The organism is Burkholderia guangdongensis (assembly GCF_013403875.1).
Classification (GTDB): Bacteria; Pseudomonadota; Gammaproteobacteria; order Burkholderiales; family Burkholderiaceae; genus Burkholderia; species Burkholderia guangdongensis.
On sequence record NZ_JACBNX010000027.1, the window covers coordinates 78,312 to 101,805 of the forward strand.

At 68.2% G+C, this 23,494-nt stretch carries 23 protein-coding genes; 11 read left to right on the top strand and 12 right to left on the bottom strand.

What is annotated here, in order from left to right:
• Positions 1-87: 87 nt before the first annotated feature.
• From HZI36_RS23065 to HZI36_RS23075, 3 genes are read left to right on the top strand one after another with little or no spacing between them, the layout of a single operon-like run.
• Positions 88-690, top strand: a complete 603-nt coding sequence (locus HZI36_RS23065; RefSeq protein ID WP_179404988.1) for a DUF1326 domain-containing protein — start codon at positions 88-90, stop codon at positions 688-690.
• Between the two features lie 42 nt (positions 691-732).
• Positions 733-1,521, top strand: a complete 789-nt coding sequence (locus HZI36_RS23070; protein WP_179404989.1) for a DUF2182 domain-containing protein — start codon at positions 733-735, stop codon at positions 1,519-1,521.
• 7 nt (positions 1,522-1,528) lie between these two features.
• On the top strand, positions 1,529-2,449 hold the full coding sequence (locus HZI36_RS23075) for a DMT family transporter (protein ID WP_179404990.1): 921 nt from the start codon (positions 1,529-1,531) through the stop codon (positions 2,447-2,449).
• Between the two features lie 14 nt (positions 2,450-2,463).
• Here the strand turns inward: HZI36_RS23075 and HZI36_RS23080 are convergent, their stop codons facing one another.
• The 7 genes from HZI36_RS23080 to HZI36_RS23110 form a co-directional block, all read right to left on the bottom strand.
• Positions 2,464-2,865: a lysozyme inhibitor LprI family protein gene (locus tag HZI36_RS23080; protein WP_179404991.1), complete on the bottom strand. Its 402-nt coding sequence runs from the start codon at positions 2,863-2,865 to the stop codon at positions 2,464-2,466.
• A 252-nt stretch (positions 2,866-3,117) separates the two neighbouring features.
• Positions 3,118-3,423 (bottom strand): DUF4148 domain-containing protein, encoded by a 306-nt coding sequence (locus HZI36_RS23085; protein WP_179404992.1) that lies wholly within the window; start codon positions 3,421-3,423, stop codon positions 3,118-3,120.
• A 318-nt stretch (positions 3,424-3,741) separates the two neighbouring features.
• Positions 3,742-4,638, bottom strand: a complete 897-nt coding sequence (locus tag HZI36_RS23090; protein WP_179404993.1) for a PilZ domain-containing protein — start codon at positions 4,636-4,638, stop codon at positions 3,742-3,744.
• 97 nt (positions 4,639-4,735) lie between these two features.
• Entirely contained in the window at positions 4,736-7,324 is a 2,589-nt protein-coding gene (locus tag HZI36_RS23095) for a penicillin-binding protein 1A (RefSeq protein WP_425485288.1), read from the bottom strand.
• A gap of 122 nt (positions 7,325-7,446) precedes the next feature.
• Positions 7,447-8,454, bottom strand: a complete 1,008-nt coding sequence (gene lhpH, locus HZI36_RS23100) for a trans-3-hydroxy-L-proline dehydratase (protein WP_179404994.1) — start codon at positions 8,452-8,454, stop codon at positions 7,447-7,449.
• A gap of 39 nt (positions 8,455-8,493) precedes the next feature.
• Complete coding sequence (locus HZI36_RS23105; protein WP_179404995.1) at positions 8,494-9,615, bottom strand: branched-chain amino acid ABC transporter substrate-binding protein; 1,122 nt, start codon at positions 9,613-9,615, stop codon at positions 8,494-8,496.
• Positions 9,616-9,776: 161 nt separating this feature from the next.
• A complete protein-coding gene (locus tag HZI36_RS23110; protein ID WP_179404996.1) occupies positions 9,777-10,517 on the bottom strand; it encodes a FadR/GntR family transcriptional regulator in 741 nt (246 codons plus the stop codon).
• A 235-nt stretch (positions 10,518-10,752) separates the two neighbouring features.
• On the opposite strand from HZI36_RS23110, the gene lhpI reads away from it, so the two are divergent.
• From lhpI to HZI36_RS23125, 3 genes are all read left to right on the top strand, one after another.
• Positions 10,753-11,688 carry a bifunctional Delta(1)-pyrroline-2-carboxylate/Delta(1)-piperideine-2-carboxylate reductase gene (gene lhpI / locus HZI36_RS23115; RefSeq protein ID WP_179404997.1) on the top strand — a complete coding sequence of 312 codons (936 nt, stop codon included), beginning with the start codon at positions 10,753-10,755 and terminating at the stop codon, positions 11,686-11,688.
• Positions 11,689-11,797: 109 nt separating this feature from the next.
• Positions 11,798-12,217 (top strand): response regulator, encoded by a 420-nt coding sequence (locus tag HZI36_RS23120; RefSeq protein WP_179404998.1) that lies wholly within the window; start codon positions 11,798-11,800, stop codon positions 12,215-12,217.
• A gap of 3 nt (positions 12,218-12,220) precedes the next feature.
• Positions 12,221-13,003, top strand: coding sequence for a helix-turn-helix domain-containing protein (locus tag HZI36_RS23125; protein WP_179404999.1), 783 nt, complete (start codon positions 12,221-12,223; stop codon positions 13,001-13,003).
• A 76-nt stretch (positions 13,004-13,079) separates the two neighbouring features.
• Here the strand turns inward: HZI36_RS23125 and HZI36_RS23130 are convergent, their stop codons facing one another.
• Entirely contained in the window at positions 13,080-13,430 is a 351-nt protein-coding gene (locus tag HZI36_RS23130) for a metal ABC transporter ATPase (protein WP_179405000.1), read from the bottom strand.
• A gap of 79 nt (positions 13,431-13,509) precedes the next feature.
• Positions 13,510-13,749, bottom strand: coding sequence for a UDP-glucose 4-epimerase (locus tag HZI36_RS23135; RefSeq protein ID WP_179405001.1), 240 nt, complete (start codon positions 13,747-13,749; stop codon positions 13,510-13,512).
• Between the two features lie 273 nt (positions 13,750-14,022).
• Here HZI36_RS23135 and HZI36_RS23140 point away from each other — a divergent pair, with 273 nt between their 5' ends.
• On the top strand, positions 14,023-14,472 hold the full coding sequence (locus HZI36_RS23140) for a hypothetical protein (RefSeq protein WP_179405002.1): 450 nt from the start codon (positions 14,023-14,025) through the stop codon (positions 14,470-14,472).
• A 44-nt stretch (positions 14,473-14,516) separates the two neighbouring features.
• Here the strand turns inward: HZI36_RS23140 and HZI36_RS23145 are convergent, their stop codons facing one another.
• The 3 genes from HZI36_RS23145 to HZI36_RS23155 form a co-directional block, all read right to left on the bottom strand.
• Positions 14,517-14,915: a DUF488 domain-containing protein gene (locus HZI36_RS23145; RefSeq protein WP_179405003.1), complete on the bottom strand. Its 399-nt coding sequence runs from the start codon at positions 14,913-14,915 to the stop codon at positions 14,517-14,519.
• A 69-nt stretch (positions 14,916-14,984) separates the two neighbouring features.
• Positions 14,985-16,181 (bottom strand): amino acid aminotransferase, encoded by a 1,197-nt coding sequence (locus HZI36_RS23150; protein WP_179405004.1) that lies wholly within the window; start codon positions 16,179-16,181, stop codon positions 14,985-14,987.
• Positions 16,182-16,227: 46 nt separating this feature from the next.
• Positions 16,228-17,613, bottom strand: coding sequence for an amino acid permease (locus tag HZI36_RS23155; RefSeq protein WP_179405005.1), 1,386 nt, complete (start codon positions 17,611-17,613; stop codon positions 16,228-16,230).
• A gap of 220 nt (positions 17,614-17,833) precedes the next feature.
• Between HZI36_RS23155 and HZI36_RS23160 the strand changes: the two genes are divergently transcribed.
• The 4 genes from HZI36_RS23160 to HZI36_RS23175 all read left to right on the top strand — a co-directional run bounded on the left by HZI36_RS23160 (position 17,834) and on the right by HZI36_RS23175 (position 23,478).
• The gene (locus tag HZI36_RS23160) at positions 17,834-18,307 is read left to right on the top strand and encodes an Lrp/AsnC family transcriptional regulator (protein ID WP_179405006.1); all 474 of its coding nucleotides are present in this window, start codon (positions 17,834-17,836) and stop codon (positions 18,305-18,307) included.
• A 114-nt stretch (positions 18,308-18,421) separates the two neighbouring features.
• Entirely contained in the window at positions 18,422-20,128 is a 1,707-nt protein-coding gene (locus HZI36_RS23165; protein WP_179405007.1) for a long-chain fatty acid--CoA ligase, read from the top strand.
• A gap of 228 nt (positions 20,129-20,356) precedes the next feature.
• The gene (locus tag HZI36_RS23170) at positions 20,357-22,030 is read left to right on the top strand and encodes a phospholipase C (protein WP_179405008.1); all 1,674 of its coding nucleotides are present in this window, start codon (positions 20,357-20,359) and stop codon (positions 22,028-22,030) included.
• 32 nt (positions 22,031-22,062) lie between these two features.
• Positions 22,063-23,478, top strand: coding sequence for a cytochrome-c peroxidase (locus tag HZI36_RS23175; protein ID WP_179405009.1), 1,416 nt, complete (start codon positions 22,063-22,065; stop codon positions 23,476-23,478).
• Positions 23,479-23,494 lie beyond the last annotated feature (16 nt).

The following is a 23,494-nucleotide window of genomic DNA, read 5'->3' on the forward strand; positions in this document are numbered from 1 at the left end:
GCACCGTCGATTCGGCCGTCGCCTGGTGTCAGCCGACTTCCCCCTGCGCGGCGCACAGCTGATCGTTCCGACCGTGAGGAGGAGATGATGAGCTACCACCTGGAAGGCCGTCTGCTCGAGGTCTGCAACTGCCGGGTTCTGTGCCCGTGCTGGATCGGCGAGGACCCCGATTTCAAAACCTGCGACACGATCGTCTCGTGGCACTTCGACCACGGCACGATCGACGGCGTCGACGTTACCGGCACGACGCTCGCGCTCGTCGCGCACCTGCCCGGCAACATCCTGAAGGGCAACTGGACCGCGGCGGTCTATATCAGCGACAACGCGTCCGACGAGCAGGAGAAAGCGCTGCTCTCCGTCTATACGGGCCAGGCCGGCGGCCCGGTCGCCGAGCTCGTGAAGCTGATCGGCACCGTCGTGTCGGTCGAGCGCGCGCCGATTTCGTTCGACGTGCGCGGCGGCAAGGGCACGCTGACGATCGGTGCCGATTACTACGCCGAGCTCGAGCCGTACCTCGGGCCGACCGGCGAGAAGACGACGCTGTCCGATACCGTGTTCTCGACCGTGCCGGGCGCGCCGGTGTTCGTCGGCAAGGCGCCGGTCTATCGCTCGAAGAACGCGACGATCGGCATCGACGTCGACCTGCAGAATCACAACGCGCTGCAGAGCACGTTCCTGTTCGACGCATAAGGGACCGCCGTGCCGCGCACACGCGCGGCACCGGGCCCGGCCATGTCCGCGCTGCGCCATCGAAACGTGTTCGTGCCGACGCTCGCGAGCCTCGTGCTGCTCGCGTGGGCCGCGCTGTGGGCGTGGACGCGCAGCCCTTACGGCCGTTATCTCGCTCACGACGACCTGAGCGCGACCGGGCCGCTCGCGTGGCTCTGCCGTACGATGCCCGGCGGGTCGCTGTGGCTGTCCGCGCTGTTCTATGCGGCGGCGTGGACCCTGATGATCCTTGCGATGATGCTGCCGAGCGCGCTGTCGCTGTTCAACGCGTTCGACCGCGTCGTGTCGGACCGCGCCGACCGCACGTGGCTGCTCGCGCTGCTCGGCCTCGGCTACGTGGCCGCATGGAGCGGCTTCGGGCTGATCGCGCACGCGCTGCATGCGCTGCTGCTCGCCGGCGTCGCGCGCGTGCCGGCGCTCGCGTGGCGCGGCTGGCTGATCGGCGCGGCGACGCTCGCGCTCGCGGGCGCGTTCCAGTTCAGCACGCTGAAGACGCGCTGCCTCGACCGATGCCGAACGCCGCTGAGCTTCGTGATCAGCCACTGGCGCGGCCGCACGCCACGTCGCCAGGCGTTCGCGCTCGGCGGGCGGCATGGGCTCTTCTGCGTCGGCTGCTGCTGGGCGCTGATGCTGCTGATGTTCGCCGTCGGCGCCGGCAGCCTCGGCTGGATGCTCGCGCTCGCCGCCGCGATGGCGATCGAGAAGAACGCCGCCTGGGGCGCGGGGCTCAGCGCGCCGCTCGGCGTCGCGCTGATCGGCTGGGCGATGCTGATCGTCGCCGATCATCTGTGAGATGCCGATGCGCCCGCCCGCCGCCGCCGATTCCGCGAACGCCGCCGCCACGACCGCACGCACGATCCTGCTGACGAGCGTCGCGATGATCGCATTCGCGTCGAACTCGCTGCTGTGCCGCCTGGCGCTTGCGCTCGGGCGGGTGGACGCGGCGAGTTTCGCGAGCATCCGCCTCGTGTCGGGCGCGCTGATGCTGGCGATCGTCGTGCGCGCCGGCGCGCGCCGCACGCCGGCGCCGCACGTGGACTGGATCGCCGCGACGATGCTGTTCGCGTACGTCGCCTGCTTCTCGTTCGCGTATCTGTCGGTCAGCGCGGGCACCGGCGCGCTGATCCTGTTCGGCGCGGTCCAGATGACGATGTTCGGTGCCGGCCTGCGCGCCGGCGAACGCTTCGCGCCGCTCGGCTGGCTCGGGCTCGCGTCCGCGACCGCGGGGCTGCTCTACCTGGTGTCGCCCGGCGTGTCGGCGCCGACGCCGCGCGGCGTGCTGCTGATGTCGGTCGCGGGCGTCGCGTGGGGCATCTACTCGCTGCGCGGCCGCGGGCTCGCCGATCCGCTCGCGGCCACGGCCGGCAATTTCCTGCGCGCCGCGCCGATGGCGCTCGTGGTGAGCGCGATCCTCGCCGGGCGCTTCCATCTGAGCGCGAGCGGCGCGATGCTCGCGATCGCGTCGGGGGCGCTGACGTCGGGGATCGGCTACGTGATCTGGTATGCGGCGCTGACGCGGCTCACCGCGATGCGCGCCGCCGCCGTGCAGCTGTCGGTGCCGCCGATCGCCGCGATCGGCGCGGTGCTGTTCCTGTCGGAAACGCCGAGCTGGCGGCTCGGGATCGCGTCGGCGGCGATCCTCGGCGGCATCGCGCTGGTGCTGACGAGCCGCGCGAGGCCGGCCCGGCAGACCGCGCCCGCGCCGGACGACGGCGGCTGAGCGGCGCGCGCCGTTTACTTCGCCGGCACCGGGCAGGCCAGATCGCCCTCGTCGCACGACAGATACCCCTGCAGGCTCTCGGTGCGCGCCTTCGTCAGATCGTCGAGACAGGTCGTCATCACGGCCGGAAAGGCGCTGCCGCCTTCGACACCGGCGCTCGAGAATCCGCATTCGGCGTCGCGGAACGCGATCCACGCCTGCTCGGCCGCGACGAACTTCTGCGACAGCGCATTGTTGTTCCGCACGCGGGCGGTCACGGACTGATAGACGCGGTTCAGCTCCGCGTCGGATTTGCGGTACGCCTGCTCGGCGCACGCATTCATCGTCGCCTGATCCTGGGGATTCGTGCAGTTCGGCTGCGCATGAGCATTCGCCGCGACCGCCGCCGCCAGCACCAGACCAATCGAGACACGCATGGACGCTCCTTTTTATTCGTTGAAGTCGTGGAACCGATGCCGGGCATCGCCGCCCCGCCGCGCCTCGGCGCGCGGCGCCGCTTGCCCGTGACGGGCGCGGCGGCATCGACCGCGATCCTATCTTACGTATGACGAGATGTCAGCCCGATCGTGTGCGTCGCTGGCGGCATAAAAGCAGAAAGGCCCGCTTCTCGACGAAGCGGGCCTTTCGAAGCGTCCGGGTGCCGCGTTCGGGGCACCCGGGAGCGAGGGTCAGTAGCCGATGACGGGCGCCTGGCCGGCGGCCGGTGCCGCCACGCGCGGGCCGGCTTCCGACTTCGCGGCCGCGTTCTTGCCGTAGCCGGTCGTGTCGTTTTGCGCGGCCGCGACCTTCGCTTGCGCGGCCTGGATGTTCGCCGGGTAGTTCATCCAGTCGTTCGGGTTGTAGCCGGCCTTCTCGACCTGAGCCAGCTCGGCGCGCACTTCCGCGCGGGTCAGCGGCTGGTTCGACTGGGCGAACGAAGCGGCCGGAGCGGCGACGATCAGGGCAACGGCAACTGCATTGATGAGCGATTTCATGATTGGGAACCTCCGCGATTATCTTGTCAGGCGCAGCAGTTTGAGTCGTTCGCTGCGTTTGAATGAAGTCTAGGGGCGCAGAGGCTCAGGGTAAACGCCTAAAACCTGAATTCACTGTTGATGAAAACGAGACAATCGACGCCGATAGTTGCGAATCGTCAGAAGATTTTGTGCAATTCGACGGCAAATCCAGCGTATGTTCGCCGTGCGGAACATCGGCCCAACATCCTGCGGAGCCTTGTCGGGCGGACCTGAGCGCGATTCGGGCCCGCTCGGCCGAGCGGGTGCGCGCAGATAACGTCGCGCGCCCGTCCGGGGTCAGCGCGGGTCGCCAGCGCCCGGCGAAGCGACCAGCCGGTCGTAGAGGATTCCCTTTAAACACGCGAGATCGGCGGGTTCGGCGCCGTCGTACGCGATGTGATGCAGGCTCAGCGCCGGCGCGGCCGGGTCCGGATGCACGTGGCGCACGGTGCCGGACAGCGCGAGCTGCCGGATGTCGTTGCCGTTGCCGTTGCGGTCGTGGTTACAGTCGTCGTTGTAAGGCAGCCAGATTCGCAGCGGCGCGCCGATGGCGACCGGTTGGCGCGCGGCCAGCGACATCCCGCTCAGGCTGACGTCGCGGACGATGCCAATGTCCTCGTTGCCATCGCCGCCGCTGAAGCGCGCCGCGATCCGCATCGGCACGCGCGGCTCCGCGCGCGTGCGCAGCCGCTCCGCGAAGCCCGGCGGAGACAGGATCACGAACGGTGTCGGCTCCGGGCGCACCGCGTCGACGGTCGACACGAAACGAAAGATCGCCGCGCGGCCGATCGCGATCGCCTCGACGTCGTCGCCGCGCGCGATCTCGAGCGCCGCCGCGTGCAACGGCTCGAGAAAGATCGCCTGCGACGCGCCATGGCCGATCAGCCGGCAGCGCTGCATCAGCCGCGTCGTGCCGACCCGCCGCCGGATGCCGATCGTCGCACCGATCGACAGCCCCATCCGCTCGAGCGTCCAGTGCTCGCCGGCAGACTGCCGATGCGCGGCGTCGGCAGCCACCTCCCGCCGCGCAGGCCGGAAATGCCCGAACAGGAACGCATGCTGCCCGTCGTCGCGCAGCGTCGTGCCGGCCGGCAGCAGCGCGGCGCCGTCGTGGTCGTAAAGATCGCAAGGAAGCGGCGATCCGGCGGCGATATCGTCCGGTCCGAGCGGGTGGTAGTCGTGTGAGCTGCGCATAAGAGAGCGTGGCGGTCGCATTCGAAGGCTGTCGTCATCACCGGATGACGGCAGCCCCGCGCAAAACCTGAGCGGCCCGCGATCGCCCGTGCCGCGCTCAGTTCGTGCCGCTCGCGGCGGACGGTGGCGACGTATCCGGCGGGATCGCAGGCGGCGACGCCAGCGACGTGGTCGGCGCGACCGCGGGCGGGCCCGGTTGCGCGCCGCTGCCGCCGCCTGCGTTGCCGTTGCCCGTCGTGCCGTTGCCGGTCGCACCGCTGGCCGGCAATGCCGGCGCGCCGCCCGACGCGCCCGACGTCCCCGCATTCGACGCCGCGAGCGCGGCCGCCGATGCCGCGACCTCGGACGCCGGCACCCACTCCTCGATCATCCCGCCGGACGCCGGCAGCGCGGCCGACGCCTCCGACGTTCCGATCGCGCCCGACACCGCCTGCTCGGGCGCCTTGCGCACCTTCGCAACGGTCGGACGCGGCTTCGTCTCCGGCTTGAACCACGTGCCGAACCAGCCGGTCAGCCGGTCCTTCATCGACGCGAAGAAGCCGGGCGACGTCTCGGTGTCGAAGCGCGCCTTCGCGTCGATCACGCGCGCGCGCAGCGCCCGCGAGTAGAAATCGCCGACGATCGGCAGCGCGCTGTGCGCGCCCTGCCCCCAATAGTCGCTGCGCAGCGTCACGCGCCCGTCGTCGAAGCCGACCCACGCGCCCGCGACGAGCTCCGGCTGCATCAGGATGAACCACGCGTCCGCGTTGTCCTGCGTCGTGCCCGTCTTGCCCGCGACGTCGCCGCGAATCCCGTAGCGGGTGCGGATGCTCGCGCCGGTGCCGCGCTGGACGACGTCGCGCATCGTGTCGAGCAGCGTGCGGTCGGTCGCCTCGTCGAGCGCGCGCTCGGGCGGCGCCGGCGCGAATTCGGCGAGCACGTCGCCCTGGCGGTTCTCGATCCGCGTGACCATGTACGGCTCGTGATAGAGCCCGTCATCGGCGATCGTGCTGTACGCGGTCACCATCTCCTTCAGCGTGACCGGGCTCGTGCCGAGCGCGAGGGACGGCACGAGCTCGAGCGGGCTTTCGCGCACGCCCATGTCGCGCGCGAGCCGCGCGACCTTCGACGGCCCGACCTTCTCCATCACCTGCGCGGTGATCCGGTTGCGCGACAGCGCGAGCGCGTCGCGCAGCGTCATCGGCTTGCCGGTCGCCGGCTCCGCATCGTCCGGGCGCCAGATCTCGCCGCCTTTCAGCGGGATCTCGACCGGCTGGTCGACGAACGTATCGTCCGGCGTCATCCCGCTCGCGAACGCGGCGCCGTACACGAATGCCTTGAACGTCGAGCCCGGCTGACGGCGCGCGAGCGCGACGTGATCGTACGGCTCGGTCGTGAAATCGCGGCTGCCGACCCATGCGCGAATCGCGCCGTCGCGCGGATCGATCGCGACGAAGCCCGCCTGGACGTCGGTCTTCGACTTGCACAGCGCGCGCACAAAACCGCGGTCCGACGCGAGCGCCTTGAACGCCTGATCGTCGGTCTTGCCGGCGGTCTTCGCGGCCTGGAACTCGGGCGATTCGCGGATGAACGCGCGGAACAGGTCGCTGCCCGGCGAGCAACCGTCGCGGCCGCCCCACGCGCCGTTCGCGATCCCCTGCAACTGGTTCGCCTGCTGCGCGACCGCCTGCGTCGCCATCGCCTGCAATCGCGAATCGACCGTCGTGCGCACGACGAGCCCATCCGAATAGATGTTGTAGTCGTTGCGGTCGGCCCACGCGATCAGCCACTTGCGCAGCTGCTGCGCGAAATGCGGTGCCGGGCCCGGCGGCTCGGTCTGCCGCTCGAAGTCGACCCGCAGCGGCTTGCGCGACAACTGCGCGAACGCGGCCGGCGACAACTTCCCGTACTTGACCATCTGCCCGAGCACCGTGTTGCGCCGCTGCAGCGCGCGCTCCGGGTTCAGCACCGGGTTGTAGTAGCTGTTGCCCTTCAGCATGCCGACGAGCGTCGCGCTGTCGAGCACGTCGAGCTCGTCGGCGGACTTGTCGAAGTACGTGCGCGCGGCCATCTCGACGCCGTACGCGTTGTACAGGAACGGCACCGTGTTCAGGTAGGTCTCGAGGATCTGCGCCTTGCTGTAGACCGCTTCGATTTTCAGCGCGGTGATCGCTTCCTTGATCTTGCGCGTGAGCGTCGGCGCGCGGCCGATCTCGTCCGGATACAGATTGCGCGCGAGCTGCTGCGTGATCGTCGAGCCGCCCTGCCGGTCGCCGGAGAACGTGTGCAGCGCCGCGCCCGCGGTGCGCCGCCAGTCGAGCCCGTGATGCTGGTAGAAGCGGTGATCCTCGGTCGCGATCAGCGCGTCGACCATGTGCGGCGAGATCTGCGACAGCGGCACCCACTCGCGGTTCGACGGCTTGAACTCGGCGAGCAGCTTGCCGTCCGCGGACAGCACCTGCGCGGGCTCGTCGACACGCGCCTTACGGATGTCGCCGATGCTCGGCGTGAACGGGATCAGCACGACCACGTACAGCGCGAGCAGCGCCGGCAGCGCGGCGATCGCGAACGCGACGCTGCGGCGCGTCGGATGACGGAGATGGAACCACGCGACGGCCAGCGCGGCCCGGACGGGCCGGGCGGCGGCGGTCGCGACGGGCTTGGCGCGCGCGAGCCATTTGGCACAATGCTCGCGCAAGGACGACAAGGATCGGCGATTCACGCGGGTGACAGATCAGCTGGAAAGCGTGCATCGTACCAAAACTCGCGCGGCCGGCCGGCCGAACCGGAAGCGGAAGCGGAACCGGACGCCGAGCCCGCCTTGCCGATTCAGCGCACGAGGAAGCCGTACGTCAGCGGATCGCGATCGTCGATGATCCAGTTCGCGAAGCCGCAGATATGCGCATTGCCCTCGATCTCCGGAATCACCGCCGGGATGTCGCCGACCTGCGCTTCGCGCAGCACGCGGCCCTTGAAGATCGTGCCGACGATCGACTCGTTGACGAGCGTGTCGCCGCTCTTCAGCAAGCCGCGCAGATAAAGCTGCGCGACGCGCCCGCCGGTGCCCGAGCCGGTCGGCGAGCGGTCGACCTCGCGATCCGCGAACACGCAGCAGTTCGCCTGCGTCGAGCCCGGATGGCGCGGCGCGTTCGCGATGATCGTTCCGTAGATATGATTGATCTCCGGTATCTGCGGATGCGCGACCGGATACTTCGCGTTCGCGGCCGCCTTCACTTCCGCGCCGAAGCGGATCAGCCGCTCGACCGCCGATTCACGCACCGGCAGGTCGAACGGCGCGCCGTCGACGTAGAAGTAGAACGCGCCGCCGTACGCGATGTCGCCGGTCACGGTGCCGAACGACGGCGTGTCGACCGACACGTCGCGTTGCCAGATGAACGACGGCACGTTCACGAAGCGCACGCCGTTCGCGTGCTCGCCGTCCCATTTCACGAACGCCTCGATGAAGCCGCACGGCGCGTCGATGCCGACGCGCGTCTCCGGCTGTGTGCGCTGCACCCAGCCGAGCTCGACCGCGGCCGTCGCGAGCGCGATCACGCCGTGCCCGCAATGGTCGCTGTAGCCTTCGTTGTGCACGAAGATCACGCCGAAATCGGCGCCCGGCGACACCGGCTCGGTCAAGTAGCCGCCGTACATGTCCGCGTGGCCTCGCGGCTCGAACATCAGCGCGCGACGAATTTCGTCCGCGTTGTCCTTGAGCCACGCGCGGCGCTGGACGATCGTGTCGCCCGGCAGACGCGGCAGCCCGCTCGTGACGATGCGGAACGCCTCGCCGCCGGTGTGCACTTCGACGGTGGAAATGGATCGAGTCAGTTTCATCGGTAATTCAAATTCGGCATGAAGTGAACGGGGTGCCGGTCATTCGGAATACGGCGCCGGCAGGCCGTTGCGGATCACGTAGACGGTCGTCGGCGCACCCTTCAGGTCGCCGTACGCATCGAACGAATAGGTGCCCGCGACGCCCTTGTAGCTCGTCTTCGCGAGCTGCGCGACGAGCTTCGCGCGGTCGGTCGTCGTGCCCGCGCGGATCATCGCGTCGGCGAGCAGCTTCATCCCGTCGTAATAGCTGACCGCGTACACCTGCGTGTCGGTGTGATACGTGTCCTGATACTTCTTCAGGAACGCGCGCCCCTGCGCGGTGCGGTCGAGCGCGACGCCGCCCTGCGCGCAGTAGACGATCGACGCCGCGTCGCCCGCGACCTTGCCCATGTCGGCCGAGCAGATGCCGTCGCCGCCGAGCAGCTTCGCGCGCAGCCCGCGCTGCTTCATCTGCTTGGCCATCGGCGCGCCCTGCGCCGCGTAGCCGCCGAAGAAGATCACGTCGGGATTCTTCGCCTTGATCGTCGTCAGGATGCCGAGGAAGTCGGTCGCCGACGAGTTCGTGAACTCGCGCTCGACGATCTGGATGCCGTTTGCCTTCGCGGCGTTGATGAACTCTTCGGCGACGCCCTGACCATAGGCGGTGCGGTCGTCGATCACGGCGGCGGTCTTCGCGTGCAGCGTCTTCGCGGCGAACGTGCCCATCGTGCCGCCGAGCTGCGCGTCGCTCGCGCCGATCCGGAAGATGTTCTTGAAGCCCTGCTTCGTCAGCGCCGGGTTCGACGCGACCGGCAGCATCGGCACGCCCGCGGTGTTGTACACGCGCGACGCGGGAATCGCGACGCCCGAGTTGTACGGCCCGAGCACCGCGACGACACCCTTGTCGACGAGATTCTGCGCGACCTGCACGCCGACCTTCGGATCGGCCTGGTCGTCTTCGGACATCAGCTTGAACGTGACCGTCTTGCCGCCGACGACGAGATGCTGCTGGTTCAGCTCGTCGATCGCGAGGCGCGCGCCGTTCTCGTTGTCCTTGCCGTTCGCGGCCTGCGGGCCGGTCAGCGGCGCGGAATGGCCGATCGTGACGACTTCCTGGGCTTGCACGGACGCGAACGCGCCGGCGGCCGCCGAAACGGCCAGGACAAGGGCGAGAGGACGCATGGACAGTCTCCAAATTGGTTTTGTGCGAACCAATGTAGGAGAAGCGTGGTCGTAATGCAAGCAGTTTCAATAATCGGATCGGGCCGGGGGCGGCGTCATTCCGATATCGCCTCGATGTCGCCTCGATGTCGCCTCGATGTCGCCTCGATGTCGCCTCGATGTCATTTTGGCGCGATGTCGCGCCGCACGCGGCGGATATGCTGCTCGACGTAGAACGCGGCCGCGTCGGCGTCGCCTTCGACGATCGCCTCGTAGATCAGGCGATGCTCGGACACGTACAGGCGGATCCGGCTCGCGTCGCTGATCCCGTCGTCCTTCAGGCGCTTCCACAGCGGCTGGTCCATCGTCTTCGCGACTTCCTCGGCGATCCGGACGATCAGCGGATCGCCGGTCATCAGCGCGAGCTGCCGGTGGAACAGCCGGTCGCTCTCGTTCCACAGTGCGCGCTGCCGCGGATCGGCGATGTCGGTGACCGTTTCCATCTGCGCGAGATAGCGCTCGGCCGCGCGGTCCGGCCGGCCCTTCGCGGCCGCGAGGCGCGCGATCGCCGGCTCGAGAATCAGGCGGACGTCGAGCGCGGACGTCGGGCTCACGTCGGGCTCGGCCGCGCCGATACCGTCGCCGTTGGCCTGCGTGAGGATGTCGAGCGCGGCGGGCACGACGTACGAGCCGGAATTGCGCTTCGTGAACACGAGCCCTTCGTTCTGCAGCGCGCCGAGCGCCTCGCGCACGGCCGGGCGGCCGACCTTGAAGCGCGCGGCGAGCTCGCGCTCGGACGGCAGCCTGGAATCGGGCGCGAAACGGCCGGCGCGGATCTCGTCGCGGATCCGCTCGGCGACCTGCTCGTAAATTTGCAGCGGCCTGAAGCCGCCATCGAGAAACTCGGGACGCGCGGACGCCATCGCGATGCTCCTGCCGGATCGCTGCCGGATCGTTATCGGAACGGGGCGAATGCCCCGGTTTCCTGGATAGATATTAGAACCAAAAGACGCGAAGTTCGATTCGAAGCATTGAAGATACACCAAAATTGGTATAGATTCGATCCAGGCAGCCGACCATCCGACGGCACCCCGTTCCGCCGGACCCCGCGTTGGCGGCTTTTCGCCCACACCACCGCTCACACGATTGCGCAGCCCAATGACCGACCACGCCCCGACTCCCGTTTTCGACGCGGCCGCGACCGCCGTGCTGCTCGACTATCCCGCGCTGCTCGGCGCGCTGCGCCGAACCGTCGTCGATTACGCGGCGGGTGGCGTCGTGAGCCCGGAGCGGCTCGTCGTGCCGCTGCAGGCAGGCGGCGTGATGCTGTCGATGCCGTCGAGCGCGAGCGATCTGGCGATCCACAAGCTCGTCAACGTGTGCCCCGGCAACGCGGCGCGCGGGCTGCCGACGATTCACGGGCAGGTTGTCGCATACGACGCGCAGACGGGCGAGATGCGCTTCGTGCTCGACGGGCCGACCGTCACCGGCCGCCGGACCGCCGCGGTCACGGCGCTCGGGATTCAGGCGTTGCACGGCGCCGCGCCGCGCGAGATCCTGCTGATCGGCACCGGCAAGCAGGCCGCGAACCACGCGGAAGCGTTTGCGGCGGTCTTTCCGCACGCGCGGCTCGTCGTGCGCGGAACCAGCGCCGCGCGAGCGGCCGCGTTCTGCGACGCGCACCGCGCGCAGGCGCCGCGCATCGAGCCGCTCGCCGGCGACCGGATCCCCGATTCGATCGACGTCGTCGTCACGCTGACGACGAGCAGGACCCCCGTCTACCGCGAAGCCGCGCGCGAAGGCCGGCTCGTGGTCGGCGTCGGTGCGTTCACGCCCGACATGGCGGAAATCGATGCGGGCACGGTGCGCGCGAGCCGCATCGTCGTCGACGATCCGGTCGGCGCGCCCCACGAGGCCGGCGACCTGATCGCCGCGCAGATCGACTGGAGCGGCGTCGCGTCGCTCGCCGATGCGCTCGGCGGCACGTTCGACCGCCGCGGGCCGCTGCTGTTCAAGACCGTCGGCTGCGCGGCCTGGGATCTCGCCGCGTGCCGCGCGGCCCGCGACGCACTCGCGGCGCGCGACGCCGGCTGAGCCGCAAAACGACTTTGTAGGAAAACGCCTACAAGGCGGCGAACTCCCCTACGCGAAGTTCAACCTCCGCTGATTTCATTTTCCCAACAAGACCGCGATACTGGCCATCATGAATGCCAGTCAGTCGCCCGCCGCGCTCAGGGTGTTCCTCGTCGACCACGCCGTCGCCGTCCGGCAGCGCATTGCGCTGCTCGTCGGCGCGATTCGTGACGTCGTCGTCGTCGGCGAGGCGGAAGACAGCGATGCCGCGTTGACGGACGCCCGCCAGAGCCGGGCGGACGTGGTGATCGTCGATCTCCGGCTCACGGACGGCAGCAGCCTCGACCTGATCGGGAAGCTGTCGAAAGGCACGCCGCGCATCGTCACGATCGTCCTGACAGACCTTTCGGCACCGGCATTCCGAGCAGCATGCGCGTCGGCCGGCGCCGATTACTTCTTCGACAAGACCGCCGAGTTCGACGCCGCATGCCATGTCATCGAGGCCCTGGTGCAGTCACGCCGCAGGCGCCTCACCAAACTGCTGGAGTAGATCATGTCTTCGACGTCCGTTTGCAAAGCCACCGATCCCGTCGCGCCGATGCGGCCGGTCATTCCGCTGTACGCGGTGGCGCGCACCGACGTTCCGAAGCAACGCGGCGCGCGCTGTTCGAATTGCGCGATGCGCACGCTGTGCCTGCCGCCCGAGCTGAGCGCGACCGACTACGGCCGCCTCGACGCCATCATCTGCACGACCCGCCACGTTCGTCAGGGCGACTCGCTGTATCGCGCCGGCGACGCATTCCAGAGCCTCTACGCGGTGCGCGCGGGCTCGTTCAAGACCGTGATCGTGCATCGCGACGGCCGCGAGCAGGTCACCGGCTTCCAGATCACCGGCGAAACGCTCGGGATGGACGGGATCGCCAGCAGCGAGCACACGTGCGACGCGATCGCGCTCGAGGACAGCGTCGCGTGCATCATCCCGTACGGCCAGTTGCAGAAGGTGTGCAACGAGCTGAAATCGATGCAGCAATACCTGTATCAGATGCTCAGCAACGAAATCGTGCGCGAATCGACGCAGATGCTGATGCTCGGCACGATGTCCGCCGAGCAGCGCCTCGCGCAGTTCCTGCTGAACCTCGCGACGCGCTTCAAGGCGCGCGGCTATTCCGGTTCCGAATTCAACCTGCGGATGACTCGCGAGGAAATCGGCTGCCATCTCGGCATCAAGCTCGAGACCGTCAGCCGGATGTTCTCGCGCTTCCAGCGCGACGCGCTCGTCGAAACGCGCGGCAAACGCGTGCACATCGTCGACGCGGAGCGGCTCGCGCTCGTTTGATTGATCGTCTGATTGATCGTCTGATTGATCGTCTGATTGATCGTCTGATTGAGCGCCCGACCGCGCGCCCTTCGCATCAATGATGCACATGCGTTGCCTGCCGAAGTGCACGGCCCGTCGCGAGCGGGCCGTCCTGCCACGCGGTCAGCATCCGTTCGGCGTCCGCAAACGCGCGGTGCACCGCTTCCCTCGCATCCTCGGCGACACAGAGATCGACCGGCTTCACGACGCCGTTGCGCATCACCAGATCGAGACGCACGCCGTACGCGTGCCGGCCGGTGCCGGGATGCAGCGCCTCGATCGCCAGATGGCAGCCGCTGATCAGCCCGCAGAAGCGGTCGAGGCGCACGAGTTCGGCGCCGGCCTCCGCTTCCAGCGCGGCCGAGCCGGTGAACCCCAGATAGACGATCTGCATGCCGACGCCCATTTTTTTCCCCTGACGGCGCGCCTCCCGGCACAGCCGCCCTTCAATTGATTCTTCCGTTCGCCGCGTCGCGCGGCCCGCATCAGACATCGAAGACGTGCGACGCCTTCAGTTCGATCCACACCATGCCCGCTCGCAGCCCTTCGAGCAGCGCTTCGCGCTCGGTCGGGCACGACGGGCCGTGATCGAACGCGTGCCGGAACGGGCCCGCCGGACGGCCATGCTCGACCCGCACGCGGCAACGAAAACCGCCGTCGCCGGTCGGGATCGTCTCGACCTCGACCGTCCAATCCCCTTCGCGAATGTTGCCTGACAGCGCCATGCCGCTCTCCCGCATCCTGCGCGGATGCCCTGCCGCATCCATGCCGCTCAGCATAGGACGATGCGCGGCGGCACCATTGACCCACGTCAACGGAGTGTCCGCACGGCGCGCTTGAGCGGAATTTGAACCGAGTTTGAACCGAGTCAACGCGCGGGCCGCGCCGCGGTCCAATGGTCAGAACCGGTGCGCGGCGCGCATGTCGCGCGTCACGCGGGGCCGCCCCGCCGCGGCGCGCACCGGAGCCGCACGGGGCCTCGAACGATGGAACGCGCGATGGCATTGATTGCGAATCTGGACGGCGCGCGCGACCTGTACCGGCTCTGTTTCGTCCGCGCGCCGTGGGCGTATTTCACGTGCCTGCCGCTCGACGAGCAGGCAGGCGAAAGCTGGGCCGCGGTTCCGTATCAGGACTCGGCGAAACCGCCTTACAGCGATTCACGCACGCAGATCCTCAAGGTCGCGTTCGACGGGCCGCTGCTGCCGCCCGAGGCCGGGCGCCTCGCGTATGCGTGCAGCGTCGAGCAGATCAACAACGGCGCCGCGCCGTGGCTGCGCAGCGAGAATTTCTTCAACGGCCATGCGCTGCGCATCATGGGCGGTGCGTCGCTGCAGGCGTTCGTCGAAACGATCGAGTCGGCGGGTGGGTCGGTCTACGGGCCGCTCGGCTGGGCCGAGCTGCCGCCGTGGGAAACGCCGGACGAACCGCTCGGCTCGACCGGTTAGGGCCGGCTCCCGCTCATCACCGTGGCAGGCGCTGGGCGCACGGCTCAGGAAACGTCCGGCTCGATCGCCGCGCCGCGCTCGGCGAGCAGCGCGCGCAGCACGCCGCGATGGCAATGCTGCTCGTTCTCGCAGTAGCAGCCGATCGAGAAATGCGTGGTCGCCGACAGCGCGGCGAGCAGGTCCAGCACCTTCGGCGCGTCGCCGTGCGCCATCTCCGCGCGGAAATGGCGCACGAACGCGCGCCAGTCGGCATCGGTCTCCGCCGCCTGCGCCTGCGCGACCAGCTCGGGGCTCGGCGACAGCGTCGGCAGCCACACGTCGTAATAGTCGCGCGACGCGAATTCGCTCTTCGGCACGCCGCGCGGCGGGCGGCGCACCGTGCCGATCCGCAGCCCCTCGCCGGGCGCGCGCGGCGACCCCAGCCGGACGATTCGTATGCTCATCGGATCACGCTCCCGCGTTTTCGGCACGCGATGCCGGACATCGTACCGCCGCGCCGGCCGCCGCCCGGTTCAGACGCCGCTCTTCAGCACCGCGGCGATCGCGTCGGCGACGATCCCGACGTTCGAATCGTTCAGCCCCGCGACGCACATCCGGCCCGAGCGCAGCACATACACGCCGTGCTCGTCACGCAGCGCCGCGACCTGCGGCTCCGTCAGCCCGGTGTACGTGAACATCCCGCGCTGCTTCACGTAGCGCGTCAGCGCCTCGCCCTGCACGTGGTCGCGCAGGCCGTCGTGGATCGTCTGGCGCATCCGCGCGATCCGGCGGCACATCGACGCGAGCTCCTCCTCCCATTGCCGGCGCAGCGCGGGCGAGCTCAGCACCGCCGCGACGATCTGCGCGCCGTGCAACGGCGGGCTGCTGTAGTTCGAGCGCACCGCGCTCGCGAGCTGGCCGAGCACGCGGGCGGCCGCGTCCGCATCTTCGCAGACGACGGACAGCCCGCCGACGCGCTCGCCATACAGCGAGAAATTCTTCGAGAACGAGTTCGCGATGAACGCCGGCAGCCCGCGACGCGCGATTTCGCGCACCGCGAACGCATCGGAATCGAGGCCCGCGCCGAAGCCCTGGTACGCCATGTCGACAAACGGCAGCAGCTCGCGCGTCTCGAGCACGTCGATCAGCTTCTGCCACTGCGCCTCGTCGAGATCGACGCCGGTCGGGTTGTGGCAACACGCGTGCAGCAGCACGACGCTGCCCTTCGGCAGCGCGTCGATCGACGCGAGCATCACGTCGAACTTAAGACCGCCCGTCGCCGCGTCGTAGTACGGGTACGTGTTCACCGTGAACCCGGCGCGCTCGAAGATGAAGCGGTGGTTCTCCCAGCTCGGATCGCTCAGCCACACCTGCGCGTTCGGGAAGTAGCGGCGGATGAAATCCGCGCCGACCTTCAGCGCGCCAGAGCCGCCGAGCGTCTGCACGGTCGCGATGCGGCCGGCCGCGCGCGCCGGATGATCGGCGCCGAACACGAGCGACTGCACGCCGTCGCGGTACGCGTCCATGCCGACCATCGGCAGATACGGCTTCGCGCCGATCTTCAGCGCGGCCTCGGCGTCGCGCACCGCGTGCATCACCGGGATCTGGCCGTCGGCATCGAAATAGATGCCGATGCTCAGATTGACCTTCCGGCTGCGCGGATCTTTCTGGAAATTCTCGTTGAGCGTGAGAATCGGGTCGCCCGGATAGGCGTCGACGTGTTCGAACATGGCGTGACCTGACAGGGTAAGGAAAAAAACGCGTGGACTGCGTGCTTTATTGTGCCGACGCGCCGTCGCGCAGCGCATAGACGGCATTCTTCGGACGCAAACGATACCCGACGCCGAGCACCGCGAGCCAGACCGGAATCAGGTACACGGACAGACGCAGATCCGGCGTCAGATACATCACGACGAGAATGCCGGCCATGAACGCCAGGCAGAAGTAATTCGTGAAAGGATAGCCCAGACTCCTGAAGCGCGTCTGCTGTCCGGCGTCGCGCTTGGTCTGGCGGAACTTCAGGTGGATCAGCGTGATCATCGACCAGTTGATCACGAGCGCCGACACGACGAGCCCCATCAACACCTCGAACGCCTTGCCCGGCATGAAGTAGTTGACGAGCACGCACACGCCGGTCGCGAGCGCCGATGCGCCGAGCGCCGCGAGCGGAATCCCGCGGCGGTTCACCGACAGCAGCGCGCGCGGCGCATTGCCCTGCTGCGCGAGGCCGTACAGCATCCGGCTGTTGCAGTAGACGCCGCTGTTGTACACCGACAGCGCGGCCGTCAGCACGACGACGTTCAGCACGTTCGCGACGATGTCGCTGGACAGCGCATGGAAGATCAGCACGAACGGGCTGCCGCCGGACGCGACCTTCTCCCACGGATACAGCGACAGCAGCACGCCGAGCGCGCCGATGTAGAAGATCAGGATCCGGTACAGCACCTGATTCGTCGCGCGCGGAATGCTGTGCGACGGATCGTCCGCTTCGGCGGCCGTGATGCCGACGAGCTCGAGCCCGCCGAACGAGAACATGATCCCGGCCATCGCCATCACGAGGCCCGACACACCGTTCGGGAAGAACCCGCCGTGCCGCCACAGATTCGAGAAGCCGGCCTCCGGGCCCGCGTGGCCGGTGATCAGCAGGTAGGCGCCAAACACGATCATCCCGAGAATCGCGACGACCTTGATGATCGAGAACCAGAACTCGGTCTCGCCGTACGATTTCACGCTCGCGAGGTTGATCGCGTTGATCACGACGAAGAACACGAGCGCGGAGATCCAGGTCGGCACGCCGGGCCACCAGTAATGCACGTAGATGCCGACCGCCGACAGCTCGGCCATGCTGACGAGGATGTACAGCACCCAGTAGTTCCAGCCGGACAGGAAGCCGGTGAAGTGGCCGCAGTATTTGTCGGCGAAATAGCTGAACGAGCCGGCGACCGGCTCGTCGACGACCATCTCGCCGAGCTGGCGCATGATGAAAAACGCCACGATGCCGGCGAGCGCGTAGCCGAGCAGCACCGACGGACCCGCCATCCTGATCGTCTGCGCGATGCCGAGGAACAGCCCCGTGCCGAGCGCGCCGCCGAGCGCGATCAGCTGGATGTGGCGATTCTTCAGCCCGCGCTTCAGGCCGTCGCTTTCATGTCCGGAAACCATGTCTTCTCCATTCTGTCCGCCTGTTGCGGAGGCGGTGCGCCTTCGGTGTGCCGGGCGCTGTTTTGCTTTGCCGGCGGCCGTTCGTGGGGCCGCCGGGTCGGGGGACTGCACCGAAGCCCAGTTTAGCTTCGCGGCCGCGAAATCGGGTTTCGTCAACCGCACATGCAAACCCTACATTATGAGATAAGATTGCATCCAGGAGACAGATGAGGAAATAAAGATGCCTGAACCGGTTCTCGACCGCATCGATCGGCATCTTCTCGCGCTGTTGCAGGAAAACGGGCGCGCGTCGAACCTCGAGCTCGCGAAGGGGGTCGGGCTGTCGCCCGCGCAGACGCTGCGCCGCCACCGGCGGCTCGAGGAGATCGGCGCGATCCGGCGCTACGAGACGCGCCTGAACGCCGATACGCTCGGCTTCGGCGTCACCGCGTTCGTGCACGTGACGATGGAGCGCGGGCACATCCGCGACCTGTCGAAGTTCCAGAAGCTCGTGTCCGATCTCGCGCAGATCCAGGAATGCTTCTCGGTGACGGGCGACATCGACTATGTGCTGAAGGTCGTCGCGCGCGATCTGAAGGGGCTGTCGACGTTCCTGCTCGAAACCCTGATGCGCATCCCCGGCGTGAGCGGCGTACATTCGAGCGTGTGCCTCGACGAAATCAAGTGCACGTGCGCGATGCCGCTCGAAGCGTGACGCGCGCGCGGGTGTCCCCAAATAACCTGATATCCGTCAAAATAGAACCTCGCAGCAGCAGAACGCACTCGCTACGCTCTGTCCTTTGCCGGACCACAAAACAGGAGACACGCCTTGGAGCTCGAGCACGATCGCCCGCACTTTCGCTTCTGGCCCAAGGGCCTGCCGCGGACCCTCACGATGCCGGCCACGTCGATGTGGCACAACCTGAAGACCAGCGCCGAGCGCTACCCCGACAAGCTCGCCATTGCGTTCCTCGGCAGCGAGATGACGTACGGCGAGCTCGCCCGCCAGGTGGAGGCGCTGGCCGGCGCGCTTCACGCGCTCGGCGTCGGCCGCGGCGATCGCGTGCTGCTGGACATGCAGAACTGCCCGCAGCTCGTGGCCGCCCATTTCGCGATCCTGCGCGCGAATGCGGTGGTCGTGCCGGTCAACCCGATGAACAAGGCCGAGGAGATCAAGCACTACATCAGCGATTCGGACGCGAAGGTCGCGATCACCACCGGCGACCTGGCCCCCGAACTCGCGAGCGCCAGCAACGCGCTGCCCGACGGGCAACGGCTCTCGCATCTGATCGTCACCCAGTTCACCGACGCGTTCGATGCGAACGCGACCGGCGACGAGGCGCCGGTGCCCGGCTGGCGCGACTGGCTGCTCACGCGCCATCCGCTGCCCGCGCTGGACGGCGGCCAGGCGATCGCGTGGGCCGACGCGCTGTCCGCCGGCCACACGCCGCCCGAGCACACCGTGGGCGCGCACGACATGGCGCTCCTGCCGTACACGAGCGGCACGACCGGCCTGCCGAAAGGCTGCGTCCATCACCACTCGAGCCTGATGCACAACGCGCTCAGCGGCATGATCTGGGGACAGGTTCATCCGGAGAGCGTCGCGCTGGTGGTCGTGCCGATGTTCCACATCACCGGCATCGTCGCGGTGATGCACGCGCTGATCGTCGCGTCGGCCGCGCTGGTCATCATGCCGCGCTGGGATCGCGACATGGCGGGGCGGCTGATCTCGCGCCGCAAGATCACCACGTGGACCAACATTCCGACGATGGTGATCGATCTGCTCGCGAGCCCGAATTTCGCGAGCTTCGACCTCAGCAGCCTCGCCTATATCGGCGGCGGCGGCGCCGCGATGCCGCAGGCGATCGCACAGCGGCTGCTGGATCAATACGGGCTGAACTACATCGAAGGCTACGGGCTGACCGAAACCGCCGCGCCGTCGCATTCGAATCCGCTGCAGCGGCCGAAACAGCAGTGCCTCGGCATTCCGTTCATCGGCTCCGACTCCCGGGTCGTCGACCCCGACACGCTGCGGGAGCTTCCCGTCGGCGAATCGGGCGAGATCATCACGCACGGGCCCGAGGTATTCGAGGGCTACTGGAAACGGCCCGACGCGACCGCCGCATCGTTCGTCGAGTTCGAAGGCAAGCGCTTCTTCCGGACCGGCGACATGGGCAAGATGGACGAAGACGGCTACTTCTTCATCACCGATCGCCTGAAGCGGATGATCAACGCGAGCGGCTACAAGGTGTGGCCGGCCGAGGTCGAGCTGCTGATGTTCAAGCACCCCGCGATCCAGGAAGCGTGCGTGATTTCGATGAAGGATCCGTATCGCGGCGAATCGGTGAAGGCCGTCGTCGTGCTGCGCCCCACTCACCTGGATACGACCGAGCAGCAGATCATCGACTGGTGCCGCGAGAACATGGCCGTCTACAAGATCCCGCGCACCGTCGAATTCGTCGACGCGCTGCCGAAGAGCGCGAGCGGCAAGGTGCTGTGGCGCGTGCTGCAGGAACACGAAGACGCGCCGAAGTGATCCCTGCTCGTCGCGGGCGCGGCCGGCGTGTCTGCTGCCGCGCCCGCGCGCTCGCGGCGTCCCGCCCTCTCCCCGATATCGATTCGTAATCCAACGGAAAGCATTCCGACTCCACAGCTTCATACGGCCCTGTTTCAATGCGCGTGCTCGCCGAACCGGTTCCGCGTTCGGTCGAATCCTGCCCCGGCGCGCCGCCGGGGCCGCCGAAACACCCCTGGAGTCTCTACGATGCTTCGCCAAGCCTTGCTCGTCACCGCCTGTGCCGGCGCCGCGATCGCGCTTTTCGCGTGCGGCGGCAACGACATCTCGACGCCCGCGCCGGTGTCCGCGCAGGACGCGCTGCAAACCGCCACGCCGATCAAGCACGTCGTCGTGATCTACGGCGAGAACGTGTCGTTCGACCACTACTTCGCGACCTACCCGAACGCGACGAACCCGTCGGGCGAACCCGCGTTCAAGGGCGCGACCGGCACGCCCGCCGTGAACGGGCTGTCCGGCTCGCTGCTCACCGCGAACCCGAACTTCACGAACACCGCGAACGGCACCGACGCCGCGAATCCGTTCCGCCTCGACCGCACGCAGGCCGCGACCGCCGACCAGAACCACGCGTACACGGCCGAACAGCAGGCCGAGGACAACGGCCTCGCCGACCTGTTCCCGAAATACACCGGCAAGGGCACCGCCGGCGGCGCCGGCGCGTTCGGCACGAAGGGCCAGGTGATGGGCTACTTCGACGGCAACACCGTGACCGCGCTGTGGAACTACGCGCAGCGCTTCGCGATGAGCGACAACACGTACACGTCGAACTACGGCCCGTCCACGCCGGGCGCGCTGAACCTCGTCAGCGGCCAGACGAACGGGATGCAGATCGTGAAGACGTCGAAGGCGCCGTCGACGCTGGCCGCGACGTCGTACTACATCAATGACGGCAAGGGCGGCCTCACGATGATCAACGACGTCGATCCGGGCTACGACACGTGCTCGAGCACGACCGACCAGGCGATGATGTCCGGCAAGAACATCGGCGATCTGCTGAACGCCGCGAACGTCACGTGGGGCGGCTTCATGGGCGGCTTCAACCTGTCGACGGTCAACGGCAACGGCACGACCGGCTGCCAGCGCAGCACCATCGCGACCGCGGTGAACGCCGCGACCGCCGACTACATTCCACACCACAACTGGTTCCAGTACTACAAGTCGACGTCGAACCCGCTGCACACGCGGCCGAGCGCGGTCGCCGCGATCGGCTCGAGCGTCGAGGCCGATGGCAAGACGGCCGAGCCCGCGAACCACCAGTACGACACCGACGACTTCTTCGCGGCGGTCAAGGCCGGCAACTTCCCGTCGGTCAGCTTCCTGAAGGCGCCGGCCGCGCAGGACGCGCACGCCGGCTACTCGGATCCGCTCGACGAGCAGGCGTTCGTCACGAAGGTCGTGAACTTCCTGCAGCAGCAGCCCGACTGGCAGAACACCGCGGTGATCGTCACGTATGACGACTCGGACGGCTGGTACGACCACGTGTACGCGCAGCCGACGAGCGCGTCGTTCGACGCGGTCGACCAGCTGAACGGCAATGGGGTGTGCGGCAGCGGCGCCGCGCTGGCCGGCGTGAACGGCCAGCCGGTCAACGGCCGCTGCGGGCCGGGCATCCGGATTCCGCTCGTCGTGATCTCGCCGTGGGCGAAGCAGAACTATGTCGATCACACGATGCTGAATCAGACGTCGGTCACGCGCTTCATCGAGGACAACTGGCTGGGCAGCCAGCGTCTAGGCGGCGGCTCGTTCGACGCGAGCGCGGGCGACCTGCGCAACCTGTTCGACTTCAGCGCGAAACCGAACACCGCGGCGCTTTATCTCGACCCGACGCTCGGCACGCAGGTCAGCACGCCGCCGGCGAACTGATCGCCATCGGGCGTTCGTTTCACGATACCAGCATGACCGTGTCCACTCCGGCTCCCGCTTCCACGCTTGCCCGCACCGCCGCCCCGCGCCGCGCGCATTCGATCCGCCGCACCGTGCTGACCGCGTGCGCGGCGCTCGCCGGCTACGCGGCGTTCGCGCTCGCGTTCCCCGCGCACGTTCCGGCCGCGATCGGCGATCGCGTCGAGAACCTGACCGGCGCGAATCCGCATCCGGTCGTGCTGAAGCGGCCGCCCGTCGCGCCGCTCAGCGCGGTCGCGCAGCTCGGGCGCGCGCTGTTCGCCGATCCGTCGCTGTCCGCGTCGGGCCGCCAGTCGTGCGCGTCGTGCCATAGCCCCGATCGCGCGTACGGTCCGCCGAACGGTCTCGCCGCGCAGCCGGGCGGGCTCGCGATGACGCAGCAGGGCTACCGGCCGCCGCCGTCGCTGATGTATCTGTACCGGCAGCCGAACTTCAGCATCGGCCCCGATGCGTCGGAGAACGACGATGCCGCGAGCGTCGCGCAGCAGGCCGCGTCGGCGGCCGGCGTCGTGAAGGAGCAGAAGGTTGCGGGCACCGCCGCCGCGCCGCAGCTCGTCCCACAGGGCGGCCTGTTCTGGGACGGCCGCGCGGACACGTTGCAGCAGCAGGCGTTCGGCCCGCTGCTGAACCCGGTCGAGATGGCGAACGCGAGCGTCGGCGAGGTTGCGAAGAAGCTGGACCGCGCGCCGTATCGCGACGCGTTCCGGCAACTGTTCGGCGCGCGGATCTTCGACGACGTGCGGATGGCCGTCGCCGAGGCGATGTTCGCGATCGCGCGCTATCAGGTCGAGGATCCGTCGTTCCATCCATACGACAGCAAGTACGACCGCTGGCTCGAGGGGCGCGCGAATCTCACGCGCGCCGAGTTGCGTGGGCTGCGGCTGTTCAACGATCCGAAGAAGGCCAACTGTGCGGGTTGCCATCTGTCGAAGCCCGGCGCGGACGGGCTGCCGCCGATGTTCACCGACTACCAGTACGAGGCGCTCGGCGCGCCGCGCAATCGCGCGCTCGCGGCGAACCGCGATCCGTCGTTCCACGATCTCGGCATCTGCGGCCCGTTCCGGCAGGATCTGAAGGACCAGACGCAGTATTGCGGGATGTTCCTGACGCCGACGCTGCGCAACGCGGCAACGCGCCATGTGTTCTTCCACAACGGCGTGTTCCATACGCTCGATCAGGTGATGGCGTTCTACAACGAGCGCAACATCGCGCCGCAGAAATTCTATCCGCGCGGCCCGGACGGCAAGATCGACGCGTTCGACGACATTCCGCCGAAGTACCGCGCGAACATCGACTTCACCGACGCGCCGTTCGACCGCAAGCCCGGCGACGCGCCCGCGATGAGCGCGCAGGACATCCGCGACATCGAGGCGTTCCTGAATACGCTGGTCGACGCGCCGGCGCATTGAGCGACGGCGCGCGGTG

What these genes read in the sequence shown, in the direction of transcription:
- HZI36_RS23150 (WP_179405004.1), bottom strand. Translation starts at nt 16,181, where the DNA reads ATGTTCGAACACGTCGACGCCTATCCGGGCGACCCGATTCTCACGCTC.
- HZI36_RS23110 (WP_179404996.1), bottom strand. Translation starts at nt 10,517, where the DNA reads ATGGCGTCCGCGCGTCCCGAGTTTCTCGATGGCGGCTTCAGGCCGCTG.
- HZI36_RS23075 (WP_179404990.1), top strand. Translation starts at nt 1,529, where the DNA reads ATGCGCCCGCCCGCCGCCGCCGATTCCGCGAACGCCGCCGCCACGACC.
- HZI36_RS23120 (WP_179404998.1), top strand. Translation starts at nt 11,798, where the DNA reads ATGAATGCCAGTCAGTCGCCCGCCGCGCTCAGGGTGTTCCTCGTCGAC.
- HZI36_RS23175 (WP_179405009.1), top strand. Translation starts at nt 22,063, where the DNA reads ATGACCGTGTCCACTCCGGCTCCCGCTTCCACGCTTGCCCGCACCGCC.
- HZI36_RS23125 (WP_179404999.1), top strand. Translation starts at nt 12,221, where the DNA reads ATGTCTTCGACGTCCGTTTGCAAAGCCACCGATCCCGTCGCGCCGATG.
- HZI36_RS23065 (WP_179404988.1), top strand. Translation starts at nt 88, where the DNA reads ATGAGCTACCACCTGGAAGGCCGTCTGCTCGAGGTCTGCAACTGCCGG.
- lhpH (WP_179404994.1), bottom strand. Translation starts at nt 8,454, where the DNA reads ATGAAACTGACTCGATCCATTTCCACCGTCGAAGTGCACACCGGCGGC.
- HZI36_RS23105 (WP_179404995.1), bottom strand. Translation starts at nt 9,615, where the DNA reads ATGCGTCCTCTCGCCCTTGTCCTGGCCGTTTCGGCGGCCGCCGGCGCG.
- HZI36_RS23145 (WP_179405003.1), bottom strand. Translation starts at nt 14,915, where the DNA reads ATGAGCATACGAATCGTCCGGCTGGGGTCGCCGCGCGCGCCCGGCGAG.
- HZI36_RS23085 (WP_179404992.1), bottom strand. Translation starts at nt 3,423, where the DNA reads ATGAAATCGCTCATCAATGCAGTTGCCGTTGCCCTGATCGTCGCCGCT.
- HZI36_RS23135 (WP_179405001.1), bottom strand. Translation starts at nt 13,749, where the DNA reads ATGGCGCTGTCAGGCAACATTCGCGAAGGGGATTGGACGGTCGAGGTC.
- HZI36_RS23155 (WP_179405005.1), bottom strand. Translation starts at nt 17,613, where the DNA reads ATGGTTTCCGGACATGAAAGCGACGGCCTGAAGCGCGGGCTGAAGAAT.
- HZI36_RS23170 (WP_179405008.1), top strand. Translation starts at nt 20,357, where the DNA reads ATGCTTCGCCAAGCCTTGCTCGTCACCGCCTGTGCCGGCGCCGCGATC.
- HZI36_RS23140 (WP_179405002.1), top strand. Translation starts at nt 14,023, where the DNA reads ATGGCATTGATTGCGAATCTGGACGGCGCGCGCGACCTGTACCGGCTC.
- HZI36_RS23080 (WP_179404991.1), bottom strand. Translation starts at nt 2,865, where the DNA reads ATGCGTGTCTCGATTGGTCTGGTGCTGGCGGCGGCGGTCGCGGCGAAT.
- HZI36_RS23160 (WP_179405006.1), top strand. Translation starts at nt 17,834, where the DNA reads ATGCCTGAACCGGTTCTCGACCGCATCGATCGGCATCTTCTCGCGCTG.
- HZI36_RS23090 (WP_179404993.1), bottom strand. Translation starts at nt 4,638, where the DNA reads ATGCGCAGCTCACACGACTACCACCCGCTCGGACCGGACGATATCGCC.
- HZI36_RS23130 (WP_179405000.1), bottom strand. Translation starts at nt 13,430, where the DNA reads ATGGGCGTCGGCATGCAGATCGTCTATCTGGGGTTCACCGGCTCGGCC.
- lhpI (WP_179404997.1), top strand. Translation starts at nt 10,753, where the DNA reads ATGACCGACCACGCCCCGACTCCCGTTTTCGACGCGGCCGCGACCGCC.
- HZI36_RS23070 (WP_179404989.1), top strand. Translation starts at nt 733, where the DNA reads ATGTCCGCGCTGCGCCATCGAAACGTGTTCGTGCCGACGCTCGCGAGC.